At 71.6% G+C, this 20,438-nt stretch carries 19 protein-coding genes, 1 tRNA gene and 2 pseudogenes; 12 read left to right on the top strand and 10 right to left on the bottom strand.

The features are described from left to right. Window positions 1-42: 42 nt before the first annotated feature. From lysA to AZE13_RS03755, 3 genes are all read right to left on the bottom strand, one after another. The gene (gene lysA, locus AZE13_RS03765; protein WP_066926700.1) at window positions 43-1,434 is read right to left on the bottom strand and encodes a diaminopimelate decarboxylase; all 1,392 of its coding nucleotides are present in this window, start codon (window positions 1,432-1,434) and stop codon (window positions 43-45) included. Between the two features lie 116 nt (window positions 1,435-1,550). Then, entirely contained in the window at window positions 1,551-2,672 is a 1,122-nt protein-coding gene (gene nrtL / locus AZE13_RS03760) for an ArgS-related anticodon-binding protein NrtL (protein ID WP_066926698.1), read from the bottom strand. Between the two features lie 90 nt (window positions 2,673-2,762). Further along, window positions 2,763-3,284, bottom strand: coding sequence for a response regulator (locus AZE13_RS03755; protein WP_398780092.1), 522 nt, complete (start codon window positions 3,282-3,284; stop codon window positions 2,763-2,765). 243 nt (window positions 3,285-3,527) lie between these two features. Here AZE13_RS03755 and AZE13_RS03750 point away from each other — a divergent pair. Continuing rightward, window positions 3,528-3,599: transfer RNA gene (locus tag AZE13_RS03750), tRNA-Arg, on the top strand. Between the two features lie 90 nt (window positions 3,600-3,689). Here AZE13_RS03750 and AZE13_RS03745 read toward each other — a convergent pair. Genes AZE13_RS03745 through AZE13_RS03735 form a run of 3 tightly spaced genes read right to left on the bottom strand, consistent with a single transcriptional unit; the run spans window position 3,690 to window position 5,471 of the window. Beyond that, on the bottom strand, window positions 3,690-4,049 hold the full coding sequence (locus tag AZE13_RS03745; protein ID WP_147264601.1) for a hypothetical protein: 360 nt from the start codon (window positions 4,047-4,049) through the stop codon (window positions 3,690-3,692). Window positions 4,050-4,072: 23 nt separating this feature from the next. Next, window positions 4,073-4,792 carry a DUF429 domain-containing protein gene (locus AZE13_RS03740; protein ID WP_066926694.1) on the bottom strand — a complete coding sequence of 240 codons (720 nt, stop codon included), beginning with the start codon at window positions 4,790-4,792 and terminating at the stop codon, window positions 4,073-4,075. 1 nt (window position 4,793) lies between these two features. Continuing rightward, window positions 4,794-5,471: a protein-L-isoaspartate O-methyltransferase family protein gene (locus AZE13_RS03735; RefSeq protein ID WP_258527554.1), complete on the bottom strand. Its 678-nt coding sequence runs from the start codon at window positions 5,469-5,471 to the stop codon at window positions 4,794-4,796. A 212-nt stretch (window positions 5,472-5,683) separates the two neighbouring features. On the opposite strand from AZE13_RS03735, the pseudogene AZE13_RS33660 reads away from it, so the two are divergent. Both AZE13_RS33660 and AZE13_RS03730 read left to right on the top strand, forming a co-directional pair. After that, window positions 5,684-5,846 (top strand): annotated as a pseudogene (locus AZE13_RS33660) (transposase); the annotation flags it as partial. Between the two features lie 142 nt (window positions 5,847-5,988). Continuing rightward, the gene (locus tag AZE13_RS03730) at window positions 5,989-6,495 is read left to right on the top strand and encodes a DUF6624 domain-containing protein (protein WP_066926692.1); all 507 of its coding nucleotides are present in this window, start codon (window positions 5,989-5,991) and stop codon (window positions 6,493-6,495) included. A 414-nt stretch (window positions 6,496-6,909) separates the two neighbouring features. Here AZE13_RS03730 and AZE13_RS03725 read toward each other — a convergent pair whose 3' ends face one another. After that, window positions 6,910-8,196 (bottom strand): cytochrome P450, encoded by a 1,287-nt coding sequence (locus AZE13_RS03725; RefSeq protein ID WP_079123652.1) that lies wholly within the window; start codon window positions 8,194-8,196, stop codon window positions 6,910-6,912. Window positions 8,197-9,178: 982 nt separating this feature from the next. Between AZE13_RS03725 and AZE13_RS37770 the strand changes: the two genes are divergently transcribed. The 5 genes from AZE13_RS37770 (at window position 9,179) to AZE13_RS03705 (ending at window position 13,256) form a co-directional block, all read left to right on the top strand. Next, window positions 9,179-9,301 carry a hypothetical protein gene (locus AZE13_RS37770; RefSeq protein ID WP_258527553.1) on the top strand — a complete coding sequence of 41 codons (123 nt, stop codon included), beginning with the start codon at window positions 9,179-9,181 and terminating at the stop codon, window positions 9,299-9,301. Continuing rightward, window positions 9,298-9,657, top strand: a complete 360-nt coding sequence (locus AZE13_RS03720) for a hypothetical protein (protein WP_107288228.1) — start codon at window positions 9,298-9,300, stop codon at window positions 9,655-9,657. Before AZE13_RS37770 ends, AZE13_RS03720 begins: the two co-directional genes overlap by 4 nt. 101 nt (window positions 9,658-9,758) lie before the next feature. Then, window positions 9,759-11,285: an FtsW/RodA/SpoVE family cell cycle protein gene (locus tag AZE13_RS03715; RefSeq protein WP_079123651.1), complete on the top strand. Its 1,527-nt coding sequence runs from the start codon at window positions 9,759-9,761 to the stop codon at window positions 11,283-11,285. After that, window positions 11,282-12,754, top strand: a complete 1,473-nt coding sequence (locus AZE13_RS03710) for a penicillin-binding transpeptidase domain-containing protein (protein ID WP_066926688.1) — start codon at window positions 11,282-11,284, stop codon at window positions 12,752-12,754. The genes AZE13_RS03715 and AZE13_RS03710 overlap by 4 nt, the downstream gene beginning before the upstream one ends. A gap of 25 nt (window positions 12,755-12,779) precedes the next feature. Next, a complete protein-coding gene (locus AZE13_RS03705) occupies window positions 12,780-13,256 on the top strand; it encodes an HD domain-containing protein (RefSeq protein ID WP_066926686.1) in 477 nt (158 codons plus the stop codon). Window positions 13,257-13,272: 16 nt separating this feature from the next. On the opposite strand, the gene AZE13_RS03700 is transcribed toward AZE13_RS03705, so the two are convergent. Continuing rightward, window positions 13,273-14,382: a ferritin-like domain-containing protein gene (locus AZE13_RS03700; protein ID WP_066926684.1), complete on the bottom strand. Its 1,110-nt coding sequence runs from the start codon at window positions 14,380-14,382 to the stop codon at window positions 13,273-13,275. Window positions 14,383-14,586: 204 nt separating this feature from the next. Here AZE13_RS03700 and AZE13_RS03695 point away from each other — a divergent pair, with 204 nt between their 5' ends. The 3 genes from AZE13_RS03695 (at window position 14,587) to AZE13_RS03685 (ending at window position 16,646) form a co-directional block, all read left to right on the top strand. Next, window positions 14,587-15,534 (top strand): AurF N-oxygenase family protein, encoded by a 948-nt coding sequence (locus tag AZE13_RS03695; protein WP_066926683.1) that lies wholly within the window; start codon window positions 14,587-14,589, stop codon window positions 15,532-15,534. A gap of 80 nt (window positions 15,535-15,614) precedes the next feature. Continuing rightward, window positions 15,615-16,355 (top strand): TetR/AcrR family transcriptional regulator, encoded by a 741-nt coding sequence (locus tag AZE13_RS03690; protein ID WP_066926682.1) that lies wholly within the window; start codon window positions 15,615-15,617, stop codon window positions 16,353-16,355. Window positions 16,356-16,415: 60 nt separating this feature from the next. Beyond that, window positions 16,416-16,646, top strand: a complete 231-nt coding sequence (locus AZE13_RS03685) for a hypothetical protein (protein WP_066926681.1) — start codon at window positions 16,416-16,418, stop codon at window positions 16,644-16,646. A gap of 13 nt (window positions 16,647-16,659) precedes the next feature. Here AZE13_RS03685 and AZE13_RS03680 read toward each other — a convergent pair whose 3' ends face one another. Continuing rightward, window positions 16,660-17,148, bottom strand: a complete 489-nt coding sequence (locus tag AZE13_RS03680; protein WP_066927234.1) for a roadblock/LC7 domain-containing protein — start codon at window positions 17,146-17,148, stop codon at window positions 16,660-16,662. A 98-nt stretch (window positions 17,149-17,246) separates the two neighbouring features. Further along, on the bottom strand, window positions 17,247-19,520 hold the full coding sequence (locus tag AZE13_RS03675; protein ID WP_066926680.1) for a nitrate- and nitrite sensing domain-containing protein: 2,274 nt from the start codon (window positions 19,518-19,520) through the stop codon (window positions 17,247-17,249). Window positions 19,521-20,198: 678 nt separating this feature from the next. On the opposite strand from AZE13_RS03675, the pseudogene AZE13_RS33655 reads away from it, so the two are divergent. Beyond that, window positions 20,199-20,438, top strand: a pseudogene (locus tag AZE13_RS33655) (hypothetical protein); the annotation flags it as partial.

Raw genomic sequence — 20,438 nt, 5'->3', positions numbered from 1 at the left:
AGGCCACCGCAGGTGCGGACGGCGCGAGTGTGGCGTCGGGCCCTACCCGACATCCAACCGCAAAAGATCTTCCTCCGTCTCCCGCCGGACGATCACCCGCGCCTCGCCGTCCTTGACGGCCACGACCGGCGGCCGCAGCGCGTGGTTGTAGTTGCTCGCCATGGACCGGCAGTACGCCCCGGTGGCCGGCACCGCCAGCAGGTCCCCCGGCCGCACATCGGCCGGCAGGAAGGCGTCCCGCACCACGATGTCCCCGCTCTCGCAGTGCTTGCCGACCACCCGCGAGAGCATCGGCTCGGCGTCGGACGTCCGCGACACCAGCGCCACGCTGTACTCCGCGTCGTACAACGCCGTCCGGATGTTGTCCGACATCCCGCCGTCCACGGACACGTACGTCCGCAGCCCCGCCAGCTCCTTGACCGTGCCGACCTCGTACAGCGTGAAGGCCGTGGGCCCCACGACGGCCCGCCCCGGCTCGACCGACAGCCGCGGCACGGCCAGCCCCGCCGCCGCGCACTCCTTGCCGACGATGTCGCGCAGCGCCGCGGCGATCTCCCGCGGCTCCCGCGGATCGTCGTCCGGCGTGTACGCGATGCCGAGCCCGCCCCCGAGGTCGATCTCCGGCAGCTCGATGCCGTGCTCGTCGCGCACCGCGGCCAGCAGCTGCACCACCCGCCGGGCGGACACCTCGAACCCCGCCATGTCGAAGATCTGCGACCCGATGTGGCTGTGAATCCCGATGAGTTCGAGCCCGTCCAGCTTCAGCGCACGCCGCACCGCCTCCGCGGCCTGCCCGCCCGCCAGCGCGACCCCGAACTTCTGGTCCTCGTGCGCGGTCGCGATGAACTCGTGGGTATGCGCCTCGACGCCCACCGTCACCCGGATCTGCACCCGCTGCCGCTTGCCCAGCTTCTCCGCGATCCGCGCGACCCGCACGATCTCCTGGAACGAGTCGAGCACGATCCGCCCCACCCCCGCCTCCACGGCCCGGGTGATCTCCTCCGTGCTCTTGTTGTTCCCGTGCAGCGCGATCCGCTCCGCGGGCATCCCGGCGCCCAGCGCGGTCGCCAGCTCACCCCCGGAACACACGTCGAGGTTGAGCCCCTCCTCGGTCAGCCACCGCACGAGGGCGCGCGACAGAAAGGCCTTCCCCGCGTAGAACACGTCGGCCCCCGGCCCGAAGGCCTCCTTCCAGTCCCGGCAGCGCGCCCGGAAGTCCGCCTCGTCCAGGAAGTACGCCGGCGTACCGAACTCCTCGGCGAGCGCGGTGACGTCCCGTCCGCCGACGGTGACCACACCGTCCTCGTTGCGCCGGACCGTACGGGACCAGACGCGCGGGTCAAGGCTGTTGAGATCGGCGGGCGGCCCGGCGTAGTGCCCCTCGGGCAGTACGTCGCCATGCCGGGGCCCGGCGGGGTGCGCGGAACGGCTCATGGGTGGTGAGTTCCCCTCAAAATCATGTGCAGAGGTGTTCGTCGGAGGTGTTCAGTTCGTCGGAGGTGTATCAGTCCGTCGGAGATGTTCAGTTCACCGGAGATCGGAGGTGTTCATCAGAGGTGTTCAGGAGCGGAGATACCGAGCAGACGCAGGCCGTTGGCGAGCACCGTTCCGGCGGCATCGGCGAGGGCCAGCCGGGCGCGGTGCACGGCCGAGGGTTTCTCCTCCCCGACGGGCAGCGGCGGACAGACGTCCTGCCACCGGAAGTACGCATCCGCCGTCGCCTCCAGATGCCGCACCAGCCGGTCCGGCGCCCTCAGTCGCGCGGCGTCCTCGACAACGGACGGGAAGCCGGCAAGCCGCGCACACAAGGCCCGCGACGCGGCCCCGCCTTCCGCTGCCGAACCGGCTTCCGCTGCCGAACCTGCCGCCACTGCCGGACTGGCTTCCCCTCCCGGACCGGCTTCCCCTCCCGGACGGGCTTCCTCGACGTCCCCGGGCTCCGCCTCGAAACCCAGCTCACGGGCATTGCGCACCATCGCCCGGCTGCGCGCGCAGGCGTACTGCACCCGGAAGCGCGGATTGCTCTCCCGCTGCACCGGCCGCTCCGGCACCTGCACCTGGTCGTGCGCGGCCGGACGCAACAGCACCCAGCGCGCCTCGTCGGCACCCAGGCGGGCGGTCAGCGCGTCGAGCTCATACGGAGCGGGAACAAGAACCGGCGGCCGACCACCGTCCCGGCCGGCCGCCGGCCCGGCCGCCGCCTCGACCCGCGCCAGCGCATCGGCCACCACAGCCTCACGCGCGCCTGACCCGCCACCGCCCGCCGCCCCACCGGCAACCACCGCGCCCGCCGCGCCACCGACAACCAGCGCCCCCGCCTCATGCCGGCCCCGAATCCCGTAACGCTCCCCCTGCGCCAGCACATCCCGTACGACCGCGGCCTGCGCACCGTCCCCCAGGGTGAAGTTCAAAAATCCCGGCCCCGCGACCTCGACCCGGACGATCCCCGGGCTGCCGGCCAGCCGCCTGCGCAGAATCTCGGCGACCTCCCGGGCCGACCGCCCCGCCGGCCCCGCGAGCTGTAGCGCGACATTGGAGGCGTAGTCCCCGCAGCCGGGCCGCGGCGGCTGCCCCACCACGATCCGCTCCGGCACGGGCACAGAGAGCTCCCGCTCCGCCACGGCACCACGCACGGAGCGCAGCACGACACGGGAGAGCTCATCAGGAGTCACGAGACAAGCGTATGGGAGACCCCGCCCTCCCACCCCGCGCCCCGGTCGCTTCCCCTCAGCCCCGGCCCGGCGCCAGGCCGCGATCGCGGCCTAGGTCCAGGACCGGTCCCGGTGGCGATCCCAGTCCCGGTCTCCCTCCGCGTCCTCTCCTCCCCCGCCGTCCTCCCGCTGCTGCTCGGCCCCGCGTTCACCCCCGTGCTCCCGCTGCCGCCCCCCTTGCAGGCCTTGCAGCCCTCCGCGCCGCGCCTCCCGCAGGCCCTCCTGCCGCCCCTCACGCACCAGCTTCCCCACCGTCCGCACCAGCTCCGTCGGCTCGAACGGCTTCGCCAGGAACGCGTCGATCCCGACCGACTCCCCGTTGTCCACCTCGCCCTGGCCGCACGCGCTGACAATCACGATCGGGAGGTCCCACGTCCGGGGGTCGGACCGCAGCCGCGCCGCGGTGTGCAGCCCGTCGAGCCGCGGCATCACCACATCCAGGGTCACGACATCAGGTCTCACGTGGTGCACGACATCCAGACATTCGGCACCATCAGCCGCGGTCACCACCTCGAAGCCCTCCAGCTCGAGATTGACCCTGATCAACTGCCGGATCACCTTGTTGTCATCCACCACAAGGATCCGACCGGACAAGCCAGGCACACCACGAGGCTAGGGGCCCACCTGCGGCACCGTCCCGGCTTTGCCCACTTCCGCCCTCATGCGAGGGACCTTTCCCCGACCACCACCGCCACACCCCCCACATGCGCTAGAGACGCCCCTCCCCCCACCTCCGCCCCCTCCGGCAAAACCCGTTCATGACCACCCCATCGGAGCTGGTAGTGTTCTACCCGTCGCCAAGGAAACGGCGGCAACGCCCCCGTAGCTCAGGGGATAGAGCAACGGCCTCCGGAGCCGTGTGCGCAGGTTCGAATCCTGCCGGGGGCACCGGAATTAAAGGCCCTGACCTGCAGAGATGCCGGTCAGGGCCTTTCTTGTGCATGCCAAAACCGCAACGGCCCACAGGGCCATGAGCGTTCACTCCTCCATCCGCTCCGGCCTGGGCCAGCATCGGCTCACCGCCCGCGGCGCCGATCCCTCTCCGGCCCGTCCTGCTTCATCCCCGGCGTACCGCCCGCAGCCCGGAAGACCGCACGCCTCGGCATCGGTGCGCTCGGTACCGTCCGGCATGGCGTCAACGCGCTCGCGCGCCTGACTCAGGTATGCGGAGAGCCGTTCGGCCTGCCGCCACCTCTTCTCCTGCGCTTCCAGCGCACGGATGCGGAATGCCTCGGCATAGTCGGTACGGGCCTGACGCATCGCTGCTTCCCGGCGGAGCCGCTTGAGCCTGGAACTGCTCTGCTTCCTCGGCCCGCTTACGTTCGGCAGCCAGTCCACGCAGGTCCACTTGGGGGCACAGGTCAGTACCAGATCGCGATCGGGCGCCCGTCCGCGTCGTGCTCGGGAGGATCCGGAAGGGAGTGCGCACGGCCGCGGGCGATCCGGTGGGCCGTCCACGCGGCGGCGGCCGCGTCGAGTACGTCGTCCGGTGGGGAGCTTCCGGCGTCCCCCAGGTCGTCCGGGAGGACGATGCCGGCCGCGGCGAGGAGCGAGCGTCGTGCCATCTGCCCTGCCCAGCTCTTCTTACGGGCGAGGAGCGGCGTCCCGCCCGCGAGGGCCCGGAAGGACACCTCCGGGTGTGCTTCGAAGAGCCGGTCGCCCCCGGGCTCCGCGATACAGGCGTTCGCCTCCCGGAGTTTGGGCGCGAGCGCCCAGGTCTGGCGGCTCAGCCCGGCCCCGGTGAGTTCGCGGCACCGGCGCCGCGCGCCGTCGTACTCCGCCTCCTGCCAGACCGCGCCCGGCGGCACCGGGAAGACGCTGCCCCTGCGGGGTCCCAGCAGGGCTGCCGCCTCCCGGTCCGCGCGCCGCCACCCGGAGTCGAGGAGTCCCAGCGGCATGTCCACGGCGATGACGGCGACGCCGTCGGCCTCGGTCGCGGCCTCGGTCTCAGTCTCGGCCTCGGCCTCGACCAGGAGGGAGCGCAGGGTGGTGATGAGCCGTACCTGTGCGAAGCGGCCGTCGCGGAGGCCCACCGCCAGCCATCCGGCCGGGCACGCGTCGGCGCCGTAGACGGTCACCATGTCAGCCATCGTCCTCGGGCGGGGCCGCCGGAGGATAGCCGTACTCGCCGTAGAGGCGGACGAAGTGGGCGAGGGCGACGGTCCGGCGGCGCACGAGGCCCTCGCGCGTCCCCTCGTACAGCTCGACGCGTTCCTGGCCGCCCGGCCCGATCGGCTGCACCAGGCGGCCGCCCGCACGCAGCTGTGCGGCCAGCGGTGGCGGCACCTCCGGGTAGGCGGCGGAGACCACGATCGCGTCGAACGGCGCCCGGTCCGCCGCACCCAGGGTGCCGTCGGCGACGACGATCTCGGCGTTTCCGATGCTCTGGCCGGCGAGGTTGGCCCGGGCCTGCCCGGCGATGTCCGCCCATCGTTCGACGCCGACGACGTACGCGGCGAGGCGGGCCAGCAACGCGGTCTGGAAGCCGTGACCGCTGCCGATCTCCAGTACGCGCTCGTCTCCGGTGAGGCCCAGCGCGGCGATCATCCTCGCCACGAGGGAGGGCTGCGTCGTCACCTGGCCATGACCGATCGGAAGCGGGACATCCACGTACACCGACGCGTGGTGGGCGGCCGGGACGAAGGCCGCGCGCGGGGTGGCACGGAGGGCGCACAGCAGGCGCTCGTCCGTCACGCCGCAGGCGCGGGCGGCCTCGACCAGATCCTCGGGGCCCGGATCGGGACGGAGGTGGGGCATCATGATCGCCTCCCGTCCAGGCTATCGGACGGGCACGCAGAGGTCACGGGCTCGCCCGCTGCTGTCATGGCCGCTCCCTGCCACCGATACAAGAAATCACGAATGGCCAAGTCAGACCGGGCCGGGTCGGGCCGGCGGTCAGGTCAGGTCGGTCAGGCCGGGGCGGCTAGGGCCTGTCCGGCGAGCCTTGTGACCGTCTCGGCCTTGGTTGTTCGTTGGCATGTCCAGGGGGGCGGGGAGATCTCACGAACGAGGAATGGGCCCGACTGAAAGCCGCATCTGCCGAAGTCCGGGCAGCGCGGTGGGCGTTGGGACAGCCACCGCAGGGTCATCAACGGGATTCTGTACCGGAACCGGACCGGAGTGCCATCGCGCGATCCGGTTCTGGCTCCGGGGGTAGATCCATTATCCCGGTGCGGGGAGGCGCCTGTCACCGTTCTCCGGAATGATCTTTACGCCCGATTTGCGCTTGTAGGCTTGCGAGCCGACGCAAAGCACGGATCTGACCTGGGAGTTGAGAGTGGCGCACGACGTTGCCGCGCTGACGGTGGAACTCACGGACATGGCTACGGCCGATCACCAGTCCGCAGCCCGCGCGAACAGCGATGACCCCGTCGAGCAGCTGGCGTGGCGGCGGCTGACCGCTCGGCACGGTGACCGGCTTGCCGAGATCATGGAGGAGTACGGCTGGCCGACGGCGGAACTCGTCGGCGAAGAGGCCGCACGCGCGGCATGGCTGATCGCTCAGCACTCCGACCGGCAGCTCGACGTTCAGCGCCGTGCCCTCCAGTTGATGCAGCAGGCGGTGTCGGCGGGCTCGGCCAGCCCCCGCGAGCTGGCCTTCCTGCGCGATCGCACGCTGGTCAATGAGGGCCGCAAGCAGGTCTACGGCACTCAGATCGCCGGCGTGAAGGACGGGGCACCGGTTCCGTGGCCCTGTGAAGAGCCCGAGCGTATGGACGAACTCCGCGCCGGAGTCGGCATCGAGCCCTTCGACGAGTACGTTGCCCAGTTCTCCGTGGCCTGACGCCCCCTCCCCAGCGTGTCCGGTGGATCACTGCCCGGGCATACTCGCCGCGGGCGATGATCCGCCGGAGAGGCCCTGGGCCGTAGCCGCCATCCGAGACGTCGACGTCCGCCGAGCCCGGGGAGCAGGTCATCCCGGGGTGCGCCCCCAGGAAGGCGTCGGCGGCGAGGGCGAGCGACAGCGGCACCGTCGCGCCCTCGTCCTCGACCGAGAAGGGCCCGCCGCGCCATCCCCGCGCCACGGGCCGCCGACCTTCGTCCGGGAGCGCCCGCCGCAACCCGCTTGAGGTGCCCAGCAGTTCATGGGGGGGGAGGCCCCGGCGCTGCCCGGCCTCGGCAACCCGGCCCGCCTCCGCCGCCCACATCAGCGGTCCACCTCGGCAGCCCGCCTCCGCAGCCCGGACCGCGGTACGGATCAGCCGTTCAGGCGGACCGGTAGCGACTCGATTCCGTAGACGATGGAGAGTTTGCGGAATTCCAGTTCCTCCGGGCGGATCGCCAGGCGCATCTGGGGAAAGCGGCGGACCAGGGCGGGGTAGGCGGCGCGGAGTTCCATGCGGGCGAGTTCGGCGCCTACGCAGCGATGTATTCCGTAGCCGAAGGCCAAATGGGAGGGGACATCGCGGGAGGGGTCGAACTGCTCCATGTCCGGGCCGAGTTTGCCGTCCCGGTCCGCACCGCTCAGAGAGCACAGCACGACATCTCCGGCGGCGATCCGGACACCGCCGATCTCCAGGTCCTCGCGGGCGAAGCGCGGGAAGGCGACCTGGACGACGGTGAGGTAACGCAGCAGCTCTTCCACATAGCCATCGATGACGTCATCGTCGTCCTTGATGGCTGCGAAGTGCTCCGGGTCCTGCAGGAGCACCAGGGCGCCCAGCGCCAGCATGCTGGCGGTGGTTTCGAAGCCGCCGGTGAGAACGCCGTCCGCCAGACCGGCCAGTTCCTCGTCGGTGACCGAGTCGCCGTGCTCCTTGACGATCATGCCGAGCAACCCGTCGCCCGGGTTTTCACGCTGCTTCTTGACGACGTCCCGGAAATAGGAGAGGGATTCGGATATGGCACCGAAGGAGGCATTGGCGCCGCTGAAGAGGTCGAAACGTGCCGCACTGAGACGTTCGAAATCGGCGCGGTCCTCGTAAGGAACGCCCAGGAGTTCGCAGATGACCAGGGAGGGAATGGGCAGGGCGAAGGAATGGACGACGTCGACCGGATCGCCGTTCTTGCCCGCCTCTTCCATGGCATCAAGACGTTCCTCGATGATCTCGTGGATCCGGGGCGTGAGCCGACCGAGGCGGCGCATGGTGAATTCGGGGGTCAGCAGCCGGCGGAGCCGGGTGTGCACCGGCGGGTCGGCGAATCCGAGGCCTCCGGGGTTCTGTTCGGCACCCGCGCCGGCCTTGCCGACGAGATTGGTGAAGTCCGAGCTGAAGGCCTTTCCCTTACCGAGCACCGCCTTCGCCTCGTCATAGCCGGTGACCAGCCAGACATTGGCGGCTATCGGCACGGGGAGCTTGCTGATCGGCTCCTTCTCCCGGACCACCGCCAGATCGCCCACCGGGTCGAGCCCCTCGCGCCGCAAGGGCATCAGGACGGACTCGGGCAAGAAAGACATTCGAGACAGGTCGAATCCTTTCTTGCGCGTTCTCGCCAGATACATGCGGCCGGCCCAGGCGATGATCCGGGAACGGAGAGTCGTCATGACGCTAATACTGCCTTTCGTCGAGGGGGACGGTCACCCGCGCTCGGCGGCCCGAAGGCGGCCGGACAGCACGGGCCCCCCACTCGGCGTGCACGGGTGTGACGTACGCCATAGCCCCTCGTCCGCGGCGGTCATGGCGCGGGTCCATGCCCCGACCGGTCCCCCGATCGTCCGCGGCAGCATGATGAGCTCGGCCTTCTTCTCGTCTGTTGTGATCTGTACTTGATCTGCGCTTGATCTGAACTTCGGTCTGCGCTTCTGCTTCGGTCGGTTCTTTGGTCTACTCCTGGCCCGCCGGGCCCGCCAGGGCCATCCGGCCCGTTCGGTCCGAACGAGTTTACAAAGTGCCATCGGGCACGTTCACCGAACAACCCGGGATCCCCCTGGGAGAGCCCTGGGCCAACCCTGATGAACGCCCGGCGGAACCCTGATACGCGCCCGAGGAGCGCCCACCAGGCGCGCCGCCGCACCTCCGCGTGAGCCACCCCTCGGCGTCACGGAAGGCGTAGATGCGCTCGACGGGTCCGTCGGATCAGCGATCAGGGGGCAGGTGTCGGGGGCAGAGCTCCGCCATCCTTACGGGCGGATGTGCGACAGCGAACCGACACTTCCGGCGGGCGAGCACAGCCTGGATAGCGGCGGATTCCGTTGGTGGCGAAGGGAAGGCGTCGGCGGGCGGGGGCAGTTCGAGGTCCGAGTTGAGATCGCGCCCAATTTCGACACCCTTACCCTAATCATCACGGATCGTGATGAGTTGCGGACACTTCGGGGCCTCCTTAGCGTGAGAAGCGGGGGGATTTCCATGGGTTTCCCCGAGATTGGCCTGGGACCTCCGGCTTCCGGCTTCTGGCTCCCGGCTCCCGGCTCCCGGCTCCCGGCTCCCGGGAAACCTCCAGGGATTCCGCTGAATTCGCGGATTCGATCTCGCCCCTGGAGCCTCTACTCCTTTGCAGGAGGAAGTGCATGTCTCCGCAGTGCGTATTTGTCCATCACCCTCACCATCGCCGTCGTCATCGTCATCGTTATCGCTATCGCCGTCACGTGCCTTCGCGTCGCGCGGCTCGTGAGCGAATATCTCGGAAGCGGATGGTTCCGCAGTGGTTGATTACGTCGGCGAAGGGCGGTCGGTGCGGTCTGGGTGTCGCATGCGGCCTGCTGGCCGTCGTCGCCATGGCCGGTCCGGCACGGGCGGTGCACGAGGGCCGGGCAGACCACGAGGGCCGGGCAGAGTACGAAGGCCGGGTCGTCGCCAGGTCGGGCCTGGTGGTCCGCACCGGTCCGAGTTACCAGTACCGCGCGCTCGGGTCCAAGCAGTACGGAACGGTGGTGGGGATCGTCTGCCGGGTGAAGGGGCAGCGGGTCGAGGGCAACCCGGTCTGGTACAAGCTCAGCGACGCCTCGTACGCCTGGTCCTCGGAGCGGCACATCGTCCAGGACGGCAAGCGGCCCCGCTGGTGCTGAGCCCGGCCGCCGGGGGTGCGTACGCCCTGAAGGCCGCATCCGACATCACGCCGTATCCGACATAACGGAAATAGCGGCCTCCGCTTGCTACGTTGCCAGGCATGACGGCAACGGCGAGGGCGGCCGCCACGGCACGCCCGGCGGACACTCCTCCCTCCTTGCCGTCCCAGCCCAAGCGGCGCGGTGTCGAACTCGCCCTCCTGGTCGGCGCTGTGCTGATCAGCGTCTGCGGATATGTCGTCGTGGGCCTGGCCCGGGGGCACGCTCTCCCGGCCGGTGCGCTCCAGTACGGCGCCGGGCTCGGCGGGCTGGCGCTCCTCGCGCACCTCGTCGTACGCCTCCGCGCCCCCTTCGCCGATCCCCTGTTGCTGCCCACCGCCGTACTGCTCAACGGGCTCGGTCTGGTGCTGATCTTCCGGCTCGACCTGGAGACGCCGGCCGATCATGCCGCGCCCACACAGCTGGTGTGGTCGACGATCGGCGTCGCGCTCTTCATCGCCGTGGTCCTGCTGCTGCCCGACCACCGGGTGCTCCAGCGCTACGCCTACCGGTGCGCGGCGCTCGCGCTGCTCCTGATGGTGGCGCCGATCCTGTTCCCCGCGGTCAACGGGGCGAAGATCTGGATCCGGTTCGCCGGATTCTCCCTCCAGCCGGGCGAGTTCGCCAAGGTGCTGATCACCGTGTTCTTCGCGGCCTACCTCGCCGCCAACCGGAGCGGGCTGGCGCGGCTGGGGCACCGGGTGGCGGGGCTGCAGCTGCCGGCCGGCCGGGTGCTGGCGCCGGTGGTGGCGATCTGGCTGGTCAGCGTGGCCGTGCTGGTCCTCGAACGCGATCTGGGGACCTCGCTGCTGTTCTTCGGGATCTTCGTGGTCCTGCTGTACGTCGCGACCGGCCGGACCGGCTGGATCGCGGTCGGGCTGCTGCTGGCGGGCATCGGCGCGGCCGCGGTCGGCACGCTGGAGCCGCATGTGCACGGCCGGGTCGAGGACTGGCAGCAGCCGTTCGCCGGGATCGAAGCCGGCGAGGGGCCCGGTCAGCTCGCCCAGTCGCTGTTCGCGTTCGCGTCCGGCGGGCTGCTCGGCACCGGCCTCGGGCAGGGCCACTCGTATCTGATCGGCTTTGCCATGAAGTCCGACTTCATCCTGGCGACGGTCGGTGAGGAGCTGGGGCTGGCGGGGCTCACCGCGCTGTTCCTGCTGTACGCGCTGCTGGTCGCCCGGGGGTACCGTGCGGCGCTCGGGCTGGCGGACCCGTTCGGCAGCCTGCTGGCGGTCGGCCTCGCGGCGCTCCCCGCGATCCAGGTCTTCGTCATCGCCGGCGGGGTGATGGGGCTGATTCCGCTGACGGGGATGGCGATGCCGTTCCTCGCACAGGGCGGGTCGTCCGTCGTCACCAACTGGATCATCGTCGCGCTCCTCCTGAAGATCAGCGACCGGGCGCGCTGCCCGGAACCCGAGCCGGCGGCGCCGGATCCGACGTCCGAGCCGGCGCCGGAGCTGGTGTCCGAGCTGGTGTCCGAGCCGGCGGCGAGGCTGACGTCGGAGCGGAAGCCGGGACCGGAGCGGGGACCGGGACCGGAGCGGGGACCGGGACCGGAGCGGGATCCGGAGCCGGAGGCCGGCCGTTGATCCGCTGCATCCGGCACACCGCCGCGTTCTCCTTCCTCCTCCTGGTCGCCCTGCTGGTGAACGCCGCCCGGGTGCAGGTCTTCGAAGCGGAGGGGTACGGCGCGAGCCCGGCCAACCGGCGGGCGGAGATCGCGCGTTACGAACGGCCCCGCGGCGCCCTGCTCGTCGAGGGCCGGCCGGTCACCGGGTCCCGGGACAGCGGCGGGCGCCTGCGCTATGAGCGCACCTACACCGACGGGCCGCTGTACGCACCGGTCACCGGCTACTCCTCCCAGGTCTACGGGACGTCCCTGCTGGAACGGGCCGAGGACGGCGTGCTCTCCGGCGCCGACGACCGGCTGGTCGCCTTCCCCTGGTGGCACCGGCTGACCCGCGCCCACCGGGCGGGCGGCGTGGTCCACACCACCATCAACCCCCGGATGCAGCGCGCCGCGTTCGAGGGCCTGGGCGGCCGGAAGGGCGCGGTGGCCGCGATCGAACCGCGTACCGGGCGCGTGCTGGCGCTGGTCAGCTCGCCGTCGTACGAACCCGGAGAGCTGTCCGGCAACGGCCCGGAGGTCACCGACGCCTGGCGCCGGCTGAACGGGGCCGCCGGCCGGCCGATGCTCAACCGGGCGCTGCGGCAGACCTATCCGCCCGGCTCCACCTTCAAGGTGGTCACCGCGGCGGCCGCGCTGGAGCGCGGGCTGGTCACCGATATCGACGCCCGTACGGACTCGCCCGATCCCTACACCCTGCCCGGCACCACCACCCAGCTCGACAACGCGGCGGTGGACTGCGCGGACGCACCGCTCCGCTACGCCTTCCGCGCCTCGTGCAACACCGTCTTCGCGCGGCTCGGCGCCAGGGTCGGGCTGCGCGGAATGACGGACACGGCCCGCAGGTTCGGCTTCGACGACCGCCGGCTGCGCATCCCGTCCGCCGTCGCGCCCAGCACCTTCGACGCCCGGATGGATCCCGCGCAGCTCGCCCTGTCGGCCATCGGGCAGTACGACACCGCCGCCACGCCGCTCCAGATGGCGATGGTCTCGGCGGTGGTCGCCAACGGGGGCCAGCTGAGACCGCCGTACCTGGTCGACAAGGTGACCGACGCCGGGGGTGTGCTCGTCGCGGCCGGACCGCATCCGCCCACCCGCCAGGTGGTCGGTCCGGCCACCGCCGAGCAGCTCCAGGAGATGATGGTCGACGTCGTCGAGCGCGGCAGCGGGCGGAACGCGGCCGTCAAGGGCCTGACGGTCGGCGGCAAGACGGGCACCGCCCAGCACGGCGTGTACAACGAGGGCACGCCCTATGCCTGGTTCATCTCCTGGGCCCGGAAGCCGGACTCGTACGAGCCGACGGTCGCGGTGGCCGTGGTGGTCGAGGAAGCGGCCGCCGACCGCGCGGACATCAGCGGCGGAGGGAGCGCCGCACCGATCGCCCGCGCGGTGATGGCCGCGTCGGCATCACCGGAGGGCTCCGCCCCGTGAACCCCGGCCACCCCACAATGGGCAGATGACCACCGCCGACACGCCCCCGCCGCTGCCGCCGCTGTCCCTGCCCGAAGTCGAGGCGCTGGCCCGGCGAGCCCATGCCGGGCAGACCGACAAGGCCGGCCGCCCGTACGCCGAGCACCTGGCCGCGGTGGCGGAGGGGGTGCGCGAGCGCGGCGGCAGCGACGAACAGATCGCGGCGGCCTGGTTGCACGACGCGGTCGAGGACGCGGCGCTCAGCCGTGAGTGGCTGGCCGGTGCGGCGCTGAGCGACGCGACGAAGGCGATGGTCCTGGCGGTCACCAAGCGGCCGGGCGAGCCGCCGGCCGCGTACACCGCCCGCATCCTGGCCACACCGGGCGCGCTGCTGATCAAGGAAGCCGACCTGGCCCACAACACCGATCCGTCCCGCCTGTCCGTACTCGACGCCCCGACCCGCGACCGCCTGACGGCCAAGTACGCCCGCGTGCGCGCCCTCCTGGGCCTGGCGCCGGGCTGACGCCGGGCCCCGTCGGTCAGTCCGCCGCCCCGCCCTCCGCGATGGTGGCCGTGACCTCCGCCGTGCGGGCCGCCTCCTCGGCGGCGAAGCGTGTGGCGTCGAGCGCCTCGGCGGCCTCCTCGTCCTGCGTCATGAGCAGGTCGAGGCTGGCGTCGCCCAGTTCGAAGACGCCCATGTCGACATAGGCACGCTGGAGGCGTTCGCCCCACAGTCCGATGTCCTTCACGCAGGGCACGATCCGGCTGAACAGCAGCTTTCGGAACAGGTGCAGGAATTCGGAGCGTTCGGTGTATACGGCGGCCTCCTGGCGCGGGATGCCGAAGTTCTCCAGGACCTCGAGGCCGCGCAGCCGGTCGCGCATCAGGTAGCAGCCCTCGATGACGAACTCCTCGCGTTCGCGCAGTTCGGCGTCGGTGAGCTGCCGGTAATAGTCGCGCAGCGCCATCCGGCCGAAGGCGACATGGCGCGCCTCGTCCTGCATGACGTACGCAAGGATCTGCCGGGGCAGCGGCTTGGTGGTGGTGTCGCGGATCATGCCGAACGCGGCCAGTGCCAGGCCTTCGATGAGGACCTGCATGCCGAGGTAGGGCATGTCCCAGCGGGAGTCCGCGAGGGTGTCGGCGAGCAGTGACCGCAGGCTGTCGTCGATCGGGTAGAGCATCCCGATCTTCTCCTGGAGGAAGCGGCTGTAGATCTCGGCGTGCCGCGCCTCGTCCATGGTCTGGGTGGCGGAGTAGAACTTCGCGTCGAGGTCGGGGACGGACTCCACGATCCTGGCCGCGCAGACCATGGCGCCCTGTTCGCCGTGCAGGAACTGGCTGAACTGCCAGGAGGTGTAGTGCCGGCGCAGGTCACCGCGGTCCTTCTGGGTCATTTTCGCCCAGTACTTGGTCCCGTGCAGGGACAGCGACTCGTCGGGGGTGCCCAGCGGATCCTGGGGGTCCACCTCCAGATCCCAGTCGATCCGCAGGTTGGCGTCCCACTGCTTGTCCTTGCCCTTCTGGTAGAGCGCGAGCAGCCGTTCGCGCCCCTCGTCGTACTCCCAGTTGAAGCGGGCCGCGCCGGACGCGGGCACCTTCCACAGGGGGTCGCCTGGATCCTGGACGTAGCGCTCTCGGGTCGACACGGCGCCTCCTCGGCTCGCCAAACGCCTTGCTGCAGGCGGTGGTTGGCAGGCTCACACGCTCCTTACCCGCGGGTCAATAAGTCGTGCGCGAGGGATTGACGAGCTTGCTGACAAGCAGTCTCATAAGACGGTACCGCGGCGGGGCGGGCGGTTCCGGCCCTGATCCGCCGGACCGGTCCCGACCCCAGCGAGGTACCCACAGCCATGACCAGCGCGCCCACCCCGATGCCCGCGCCGGACACCGGCGTCCCGTGCGACCCCCTCGGCCCGCTCAAGGACCGGGAGCAGGTCGCCGAGCGGCTGCTCGACGCCTCCGCCAGGCACTCCTTCGACCCCGACACCGAACTCGACTGGGACGCGCCCCTCGAAGCGGACAAGTGGTTCTGGCCCCCGGAGCTGGTCTCGCTCTACGACACCCCGCTGTGGCGGCGGATGCCGCTGGAGCAGCGGCAGGACCTCGCCCGGCACGAGGCCGCCTCGCTCGCCTCCCTGGGCATCTGGTTCGAGATCATCCTGATGCAGCTGCTCGTCCGGCATATCTACGACAAGCCGGTGACCAGCGCCCATGTCCGCTACGCACTCACCGAGATAGCCGATGAGTGCCGGCACTCCAAGATGTTCGCGCGCATGATCCAGCGGGGCGGGGCACCGGCGTACCCGGTCTCGCGGCTGAACCACCAGCTCGCCCGTGTCCTCAAGACGGTCTCCACCACCCCGGGATCGTTCGCCTGCACCCTGCTCGGCGAGGAGATCCTGGACTGGATGCAGCGCCTGACGTTCCCCGACCAACGGGTGCAGCCCCTCGTCCGCGGGGTCACCCGGATCCATGTCGTGGAAGAGGCCCGGCACGTCCGGTACGCCCGTGAGGAACTGCGCCGCCAGATGGTCACCGCGCCGCGCTGGGAGCGGGAGTTGACCCGGATCAGCTGCGGTGAGGCCGCCCGGGTGTTCTCCCTCGCCTTCGTCAATCCGGAGGTGTACCGCAATGTCGGGCTGGACAAGCGGGAGGCGGTCGCCCAGGTGAGGGCGAGCGGTCACCGCCGGGAGGTGATGCAGACCGGTGCCCGGCGGCTGACCGACTTCCTCGACGAGATCGGCGTACTGCGTGGTGTGGGCCGCCGGTTGTGGCGCAGCTCGGGGTTGCTGGCGTAGTGGACCCGGCAGTGGATGCGGTAGCGCACCCCGTAGCGCACCTGTGCGAGTCGCCATCCGGGGCGGTTACCCTGCTGCGCATGAACGGCAGCGGCACCGCCCCAGCAGTACCCCGACCCGCCTACCGCAGGCTGAGCGTCGAGCAGCGCCGCAGTCAGCTGCTCTCCGCCGCGCTCGGGCTGTTCGCGCAACGCGCGCCCGAGGACGTCTCACTGGACGATGTCGCCACCGCCGCCGAGGTGTCCCGGCCGCTCGTCTACCGCTACTTCCCGGGCGGCAAACAGCAGTTGTACGAGGCCGCGCTGCGCAGCGCGGCCGACATCCTGGAGGGCTGCTTCGCCGAGCCGGAGACCGGCCCGCTCACGCACCGGCTGGCGCACGCCCTCGACCGCTACCTCGCCTTCGTCGACGAGCACGACGCCGGGTTCAGCGCCCTGCTCCAGGGCGGCAGCGTGGTGGAGACGGCCCGTACGAACGCCATCGTGGACGAGGTACGGCGCGCCGCCGCCGACCAGATCCTGCGGCATCTGGGCGTACCCGAGCCGGGCATCCGGCTGCGGATGACCGTCCGGATGTGGATCAGCGCCGTCGAGGGCGCCTCGCTGATCTGGCTCGACGAGGACAAGCAGCCCTCCCTGGACGAGCTGCGCGACTGGCTGGTCGACCACTTCGTCGCGCTGCTGACCGCGACCGCGGCCCGCGACCCGCAGACCGCCCGGGTGACCCGCGCGGCCCTGAAGCTGGAGGCGCCCGACGGCCCCCTCGGCGATCTGGCCCGCCGGGTCCTGCCGGTCGTCGGCGACGCCACACACCTCCTGTGACCTGCGCGTCCGCCGCCCCGCGACCTGCGCATTCACCGCGATACTGAAAGACTGGGGGGCGTGCGAAGCGAGAACACCCCCTTCGTCGGCGGCCCCCTGGACGGCCGGGTACTGCCCGTGCTCGTCGGGATGACCGGCCAGCCGCCGAAGACCTACGAGATCCCGGTGCCCAACGATGACGGGCGCCCGCCGACGCTCCATGTCTACCGGCGGGTCCCGGGGCGAGTGGGCCGGCTGGGGCTGCCACGAGGATGGAAGTACGAGTACGACCCGGCCGCGACGCGGGGTTGATCCCACATCGCGGTCAGCCGGCGTACTCCATCGACTGACGCAGTTCGCTGCGGAGTTCGGGGGTGAGGACGTGGCCGGCCCGGCCGACGAACAGCGCCATGTGGTAGGCGATCACGTTCATGTCGCAGTCCGGGGTGGCGTGTACGCCGAGCAGTGAGCCGTCGCTGATCGACACGACGAACAGGCTGCCCTCGTCCATCGTGACCATGGTCTGCTTGACGGTTCCGCCGTCCATCAGGTCCGCGGCACCGCGGGTCAGACTGGCGAGGCCGGACACGATGGTGGCCAGATCGGCGTCGGCTCCTCTCGGGCCGCTGCGGCCGCCCGGCCGGGGTGCGGTGGTGGTGGCCGGCCGGGGTGCCGTAGTGGTGGCCGGCCCGGCCGGGTCGGAGCTGAGCAGCGGCAGGCCGTCGGACGAGACCACCACGACCGAGCGGATGCCCGGCACCTCGTCGACCAGGTTGGTCAGCAGCCAGTGCAGATTCCGTGCCTGACTGCTCAGGCCCTGCCCCTGTCCCTGGCCCTGGCCTTGTCGCTGCCCTTGCCCCTGTTCCTGTTCCTGCCCGTGCCCTTGTCCGTGCTCCGTGGGCGCTTGCGCGTTCACTCGTGTGCCTCCTCGACACTGTGTCTCTCGTCCGGCGCCCCCGCTCCGTCGGTCTCCGTCTGTGGAAGGGTCTTCTGCTGTCGCGGTGGACCGGTCTCGGCCGCGGCCTCGCGCCGGCCGTCGCGCGCCCCCTGCTGGAATCCGCCGAGCCGGCGCCGTAGCGCCTCGGCCTGGGCCGCGCCGCCCTTGCGCGTCGCGGCAGGCGCCGGCCGCCGGCCCTGACGCGCCACGGTCCTGGGCGTGCGCTTGGGCAAGCCCGGCGCGGTCCGCGGCTGTTCGTCCGTGGCGGCACCGGCTCCGGTACGTGCCGTCTCCGACCCGGCGTGGGTGTGCTGGTCCGGGCCGATGGCGTACGGGTCCGACGCGGTGGCGGCGGCCGGGGCGGTGGGGTCCGTGTCCGCCGGCCCCGGACCGGCGGCCGGGCTCGCGTCGTCCTCGGCCCTCCGGTGTTGTTCGCCGCCGGCGCCGGTCGAGGTGGTGTGGATCGTGCCCGGCAGGACGGCCTCGGCGGTCACCCCGCCCTGCCGCGCCTCCCGCAGCTCGACCCGGATGCCGTGCCGGGCGGCCAGTCGCACCACCACGTACAGGCCCAGCCCCAGCGCCTCGTCGACAGCCTCGGAGGACGCGGCGGCCCGCGCGTCCGACAGCCGCTCATTGATCTCGGCCAGCCGCTCCGCGGTCATCCCGATGCCCTCGTCGTGTACCGAGAGCACCACCTCACCGCTCTCCAGCAGCCGGCCGGACAGCTCAACATGGGCGTCCGCCGGTGAGAACGCGGTGGCGTTGTCGAGGAGTTCGGCGATCAGACGGCTGAGATCGTCCGCGGCGAACCCGGCGACTTGGGCGTCCGGCGGCAGCGACCGCGTCCGCACCCGCTCACCGCGCTCGATCTGACCGACCGCGGCACGCAGCACGTCCGGCAGGGATACCGGGTCCTGGTGGTTCTGGCGGTCCTGGTGGCGGCCGTGGACTCCGGTGTGCGCCCGGGCCAGCCGTTCGGTGAGGTCGGCGACCTGGGCACGGAGCGTCGTACTCCGCTCCTGGCGGACCTCGCGCTCGGCGGCCAGCCGCTGCCGGCCGCCGGTCAGCCGCATGCGCTCGCCCTCCAGTTCGTCGGCGCGCCGGGCCAGCTCGCCCACCTTGGCGTGCAGGGCGTTGACGGACCGCACCGCGGCGGCGAAATCGTCGTTGCGGCCCTGGTAGGTGAGGGGCTCCTCGTGCGCGGGGTCGGCGGCGAGCCGCTGGGCACCGAGCCGCAGCACCGCCAGCGGCTGGGTCATGGTGCGGGCGGCCCAGACACCGGCACCGACGGCGAGCAGCAGGCAGAGCCCCGCCAGGCCGACGCGGATCTCCAGCTCGGTCACCTCGTCGTCACGGAGCCCGCCGAGCCGCTCGATGTCGGCGGTGGCCATGGCGGATTCCACGCCCCGCATCAGCCCGACGCGGGTGGTGAGGGTGCTCCGCACCCGCTGCCGGCCGAGCCGGAAGTCGGCGGTGTCCAGGCGGGGCCGGTCGGTCAGCCAGGTCAGATAGCGCTCGGCGGCGTTGACGTCGGAGCCGGTGACGGTGCGGTCGTAGCGATCGCGGGCGCCCGGGCTCGCGTCCTGCCGGAATTCGCCCAACGCGCCCTGTTCGCGAATGTTCGTGACCTGGGCGAGGCGGGTCAGCCGGGACGGGCCGCCCTTCTGGTCCAGCGCGGCGAGCAGCAGCGCGCGGGTGCCGGCCGCCTGTTCGGTGGCGCGGCCGAGGACGGGCAGCGCCCGGGTGTCGGCGTCCGCTGAGTCCGCGCGGGCGGGCAGTCCGCGGGCGAGGTCGGTGCCTATCGCGCCGAGTGCCTGGATGATCTCGGTGTAGGCGGTATAGAGGTGATCGGCCGCATCGGTGCCGGACAGCGCCTTGTGACGGGTCTGCGGGAGCGAGCGGAGGAGCTTGGCGGCGGACCGGTAGGCGGCGGTGTCCCCCGAGGAGTCCTGGGCCTCGGAGCGCAGCTCGCCGATCTGCCGGTCCACCCGGGCGCGCTGAGGCCGCGAACCGCCGTCACCAGCGCCGTCGCCACCGCCGCCACGTCCGGCGGCGACGTACGCGGTCATCGCGTCGCGCTCGTCGGCGAGGGAGTGCGCCAGGGTGATCGCGCGGGCGTTCAGCTCGGCGAGATCGACCAGCTGCTGGCTGTCGTGGGCGTTGTCGGCCGCGTCGAGGAGTCCCGGTACGCCGGCGCCCACCACGGCGGCGGCCACCACAGCCACCGCGCCGACCAGCCGGTTGCGCACCCGTGCGGGACGCCGTCCCCCGGGGTTCCGGCCGCCCGGCACGTCCGCCTGCCCCGGCCCGGACCCCGGCGCCGTCGCCTGCCCCGCCCCGGACCCCGGTCCCGTCCCCGGTCCCGAACCCGAACCGGCCGGTGAACCCGGCTCCCCCACGCCGCCCCGAAGCCGCTTCTTCCGCACCGCTGCTGCTCGCATTCCTGTCTCGCCTGCCCCGCGCCGTGCGGCGCCGCGGAACCGGCTCGCTCTCCACTCGCGGGGCGGACCTGCGCAGACACCGCAGCAGCACACACTTCCGCGAAGGGTAAACAGTCCGGCTCCACGCGTCGCGACGGACGTTCCGGCCCCACCCCTGGACGGGCAACGACCATTCCACCGGCGCCGCGCAGCGGCCCGACAACACATGCCTGGCCACCTGAACGAGTGAACAACAATCGGAGTTTGGCCATCAACTTCCGTGCACCGACGCTCTCGGCGGCAACCTCCTGCAACCCCCGGACGGGTTTGGAGATGCGTCCCGCTCCTGGAAGGATGCCCGCCCGCATCCGGCGGCCTCCGGTCCGTACCTTCTTCCGCACCCTCCGTTACGTCACCGCCCCGGCCGTTCGCCCCGGCCGTACACCACCCCTCCGGCGCGCACCCGGCCCGCCGGCCGGTACCGCACCCTCCGGCAGACTGGCTGTCATGCGCATCGAACTCGCCACCGAGCCGGGGGACCCCCAACACCCCAATGAGGACTATGCATCGGTAGCCGTACCGGCCTCCGGCCAAGGCGGTGCCCTGGTCCTGCTGGACGGTGTGACACCGCCCGCGGAGGACTGCGGATGCGTCCACACGGTGCCGTGGTTCACGGCGCGGCTCGGCGGTGCGATGCTCGAACTGTCAGCCTCACGCCGGGATATGACGCTCACTGAGGTGCTCGCC

It is taken from the genome of Streptomyces sp. NBRC 110611 (assembly GCF_001590865.1).
Lineage (GTDB): Bacteria > Actinomycetota > Actinomycetes > Streptomycetales > Streptomycetaceae > Streptomyces.
This window is presented reverse-complemented; position numbering and strand designations above follow the sequence as displayed.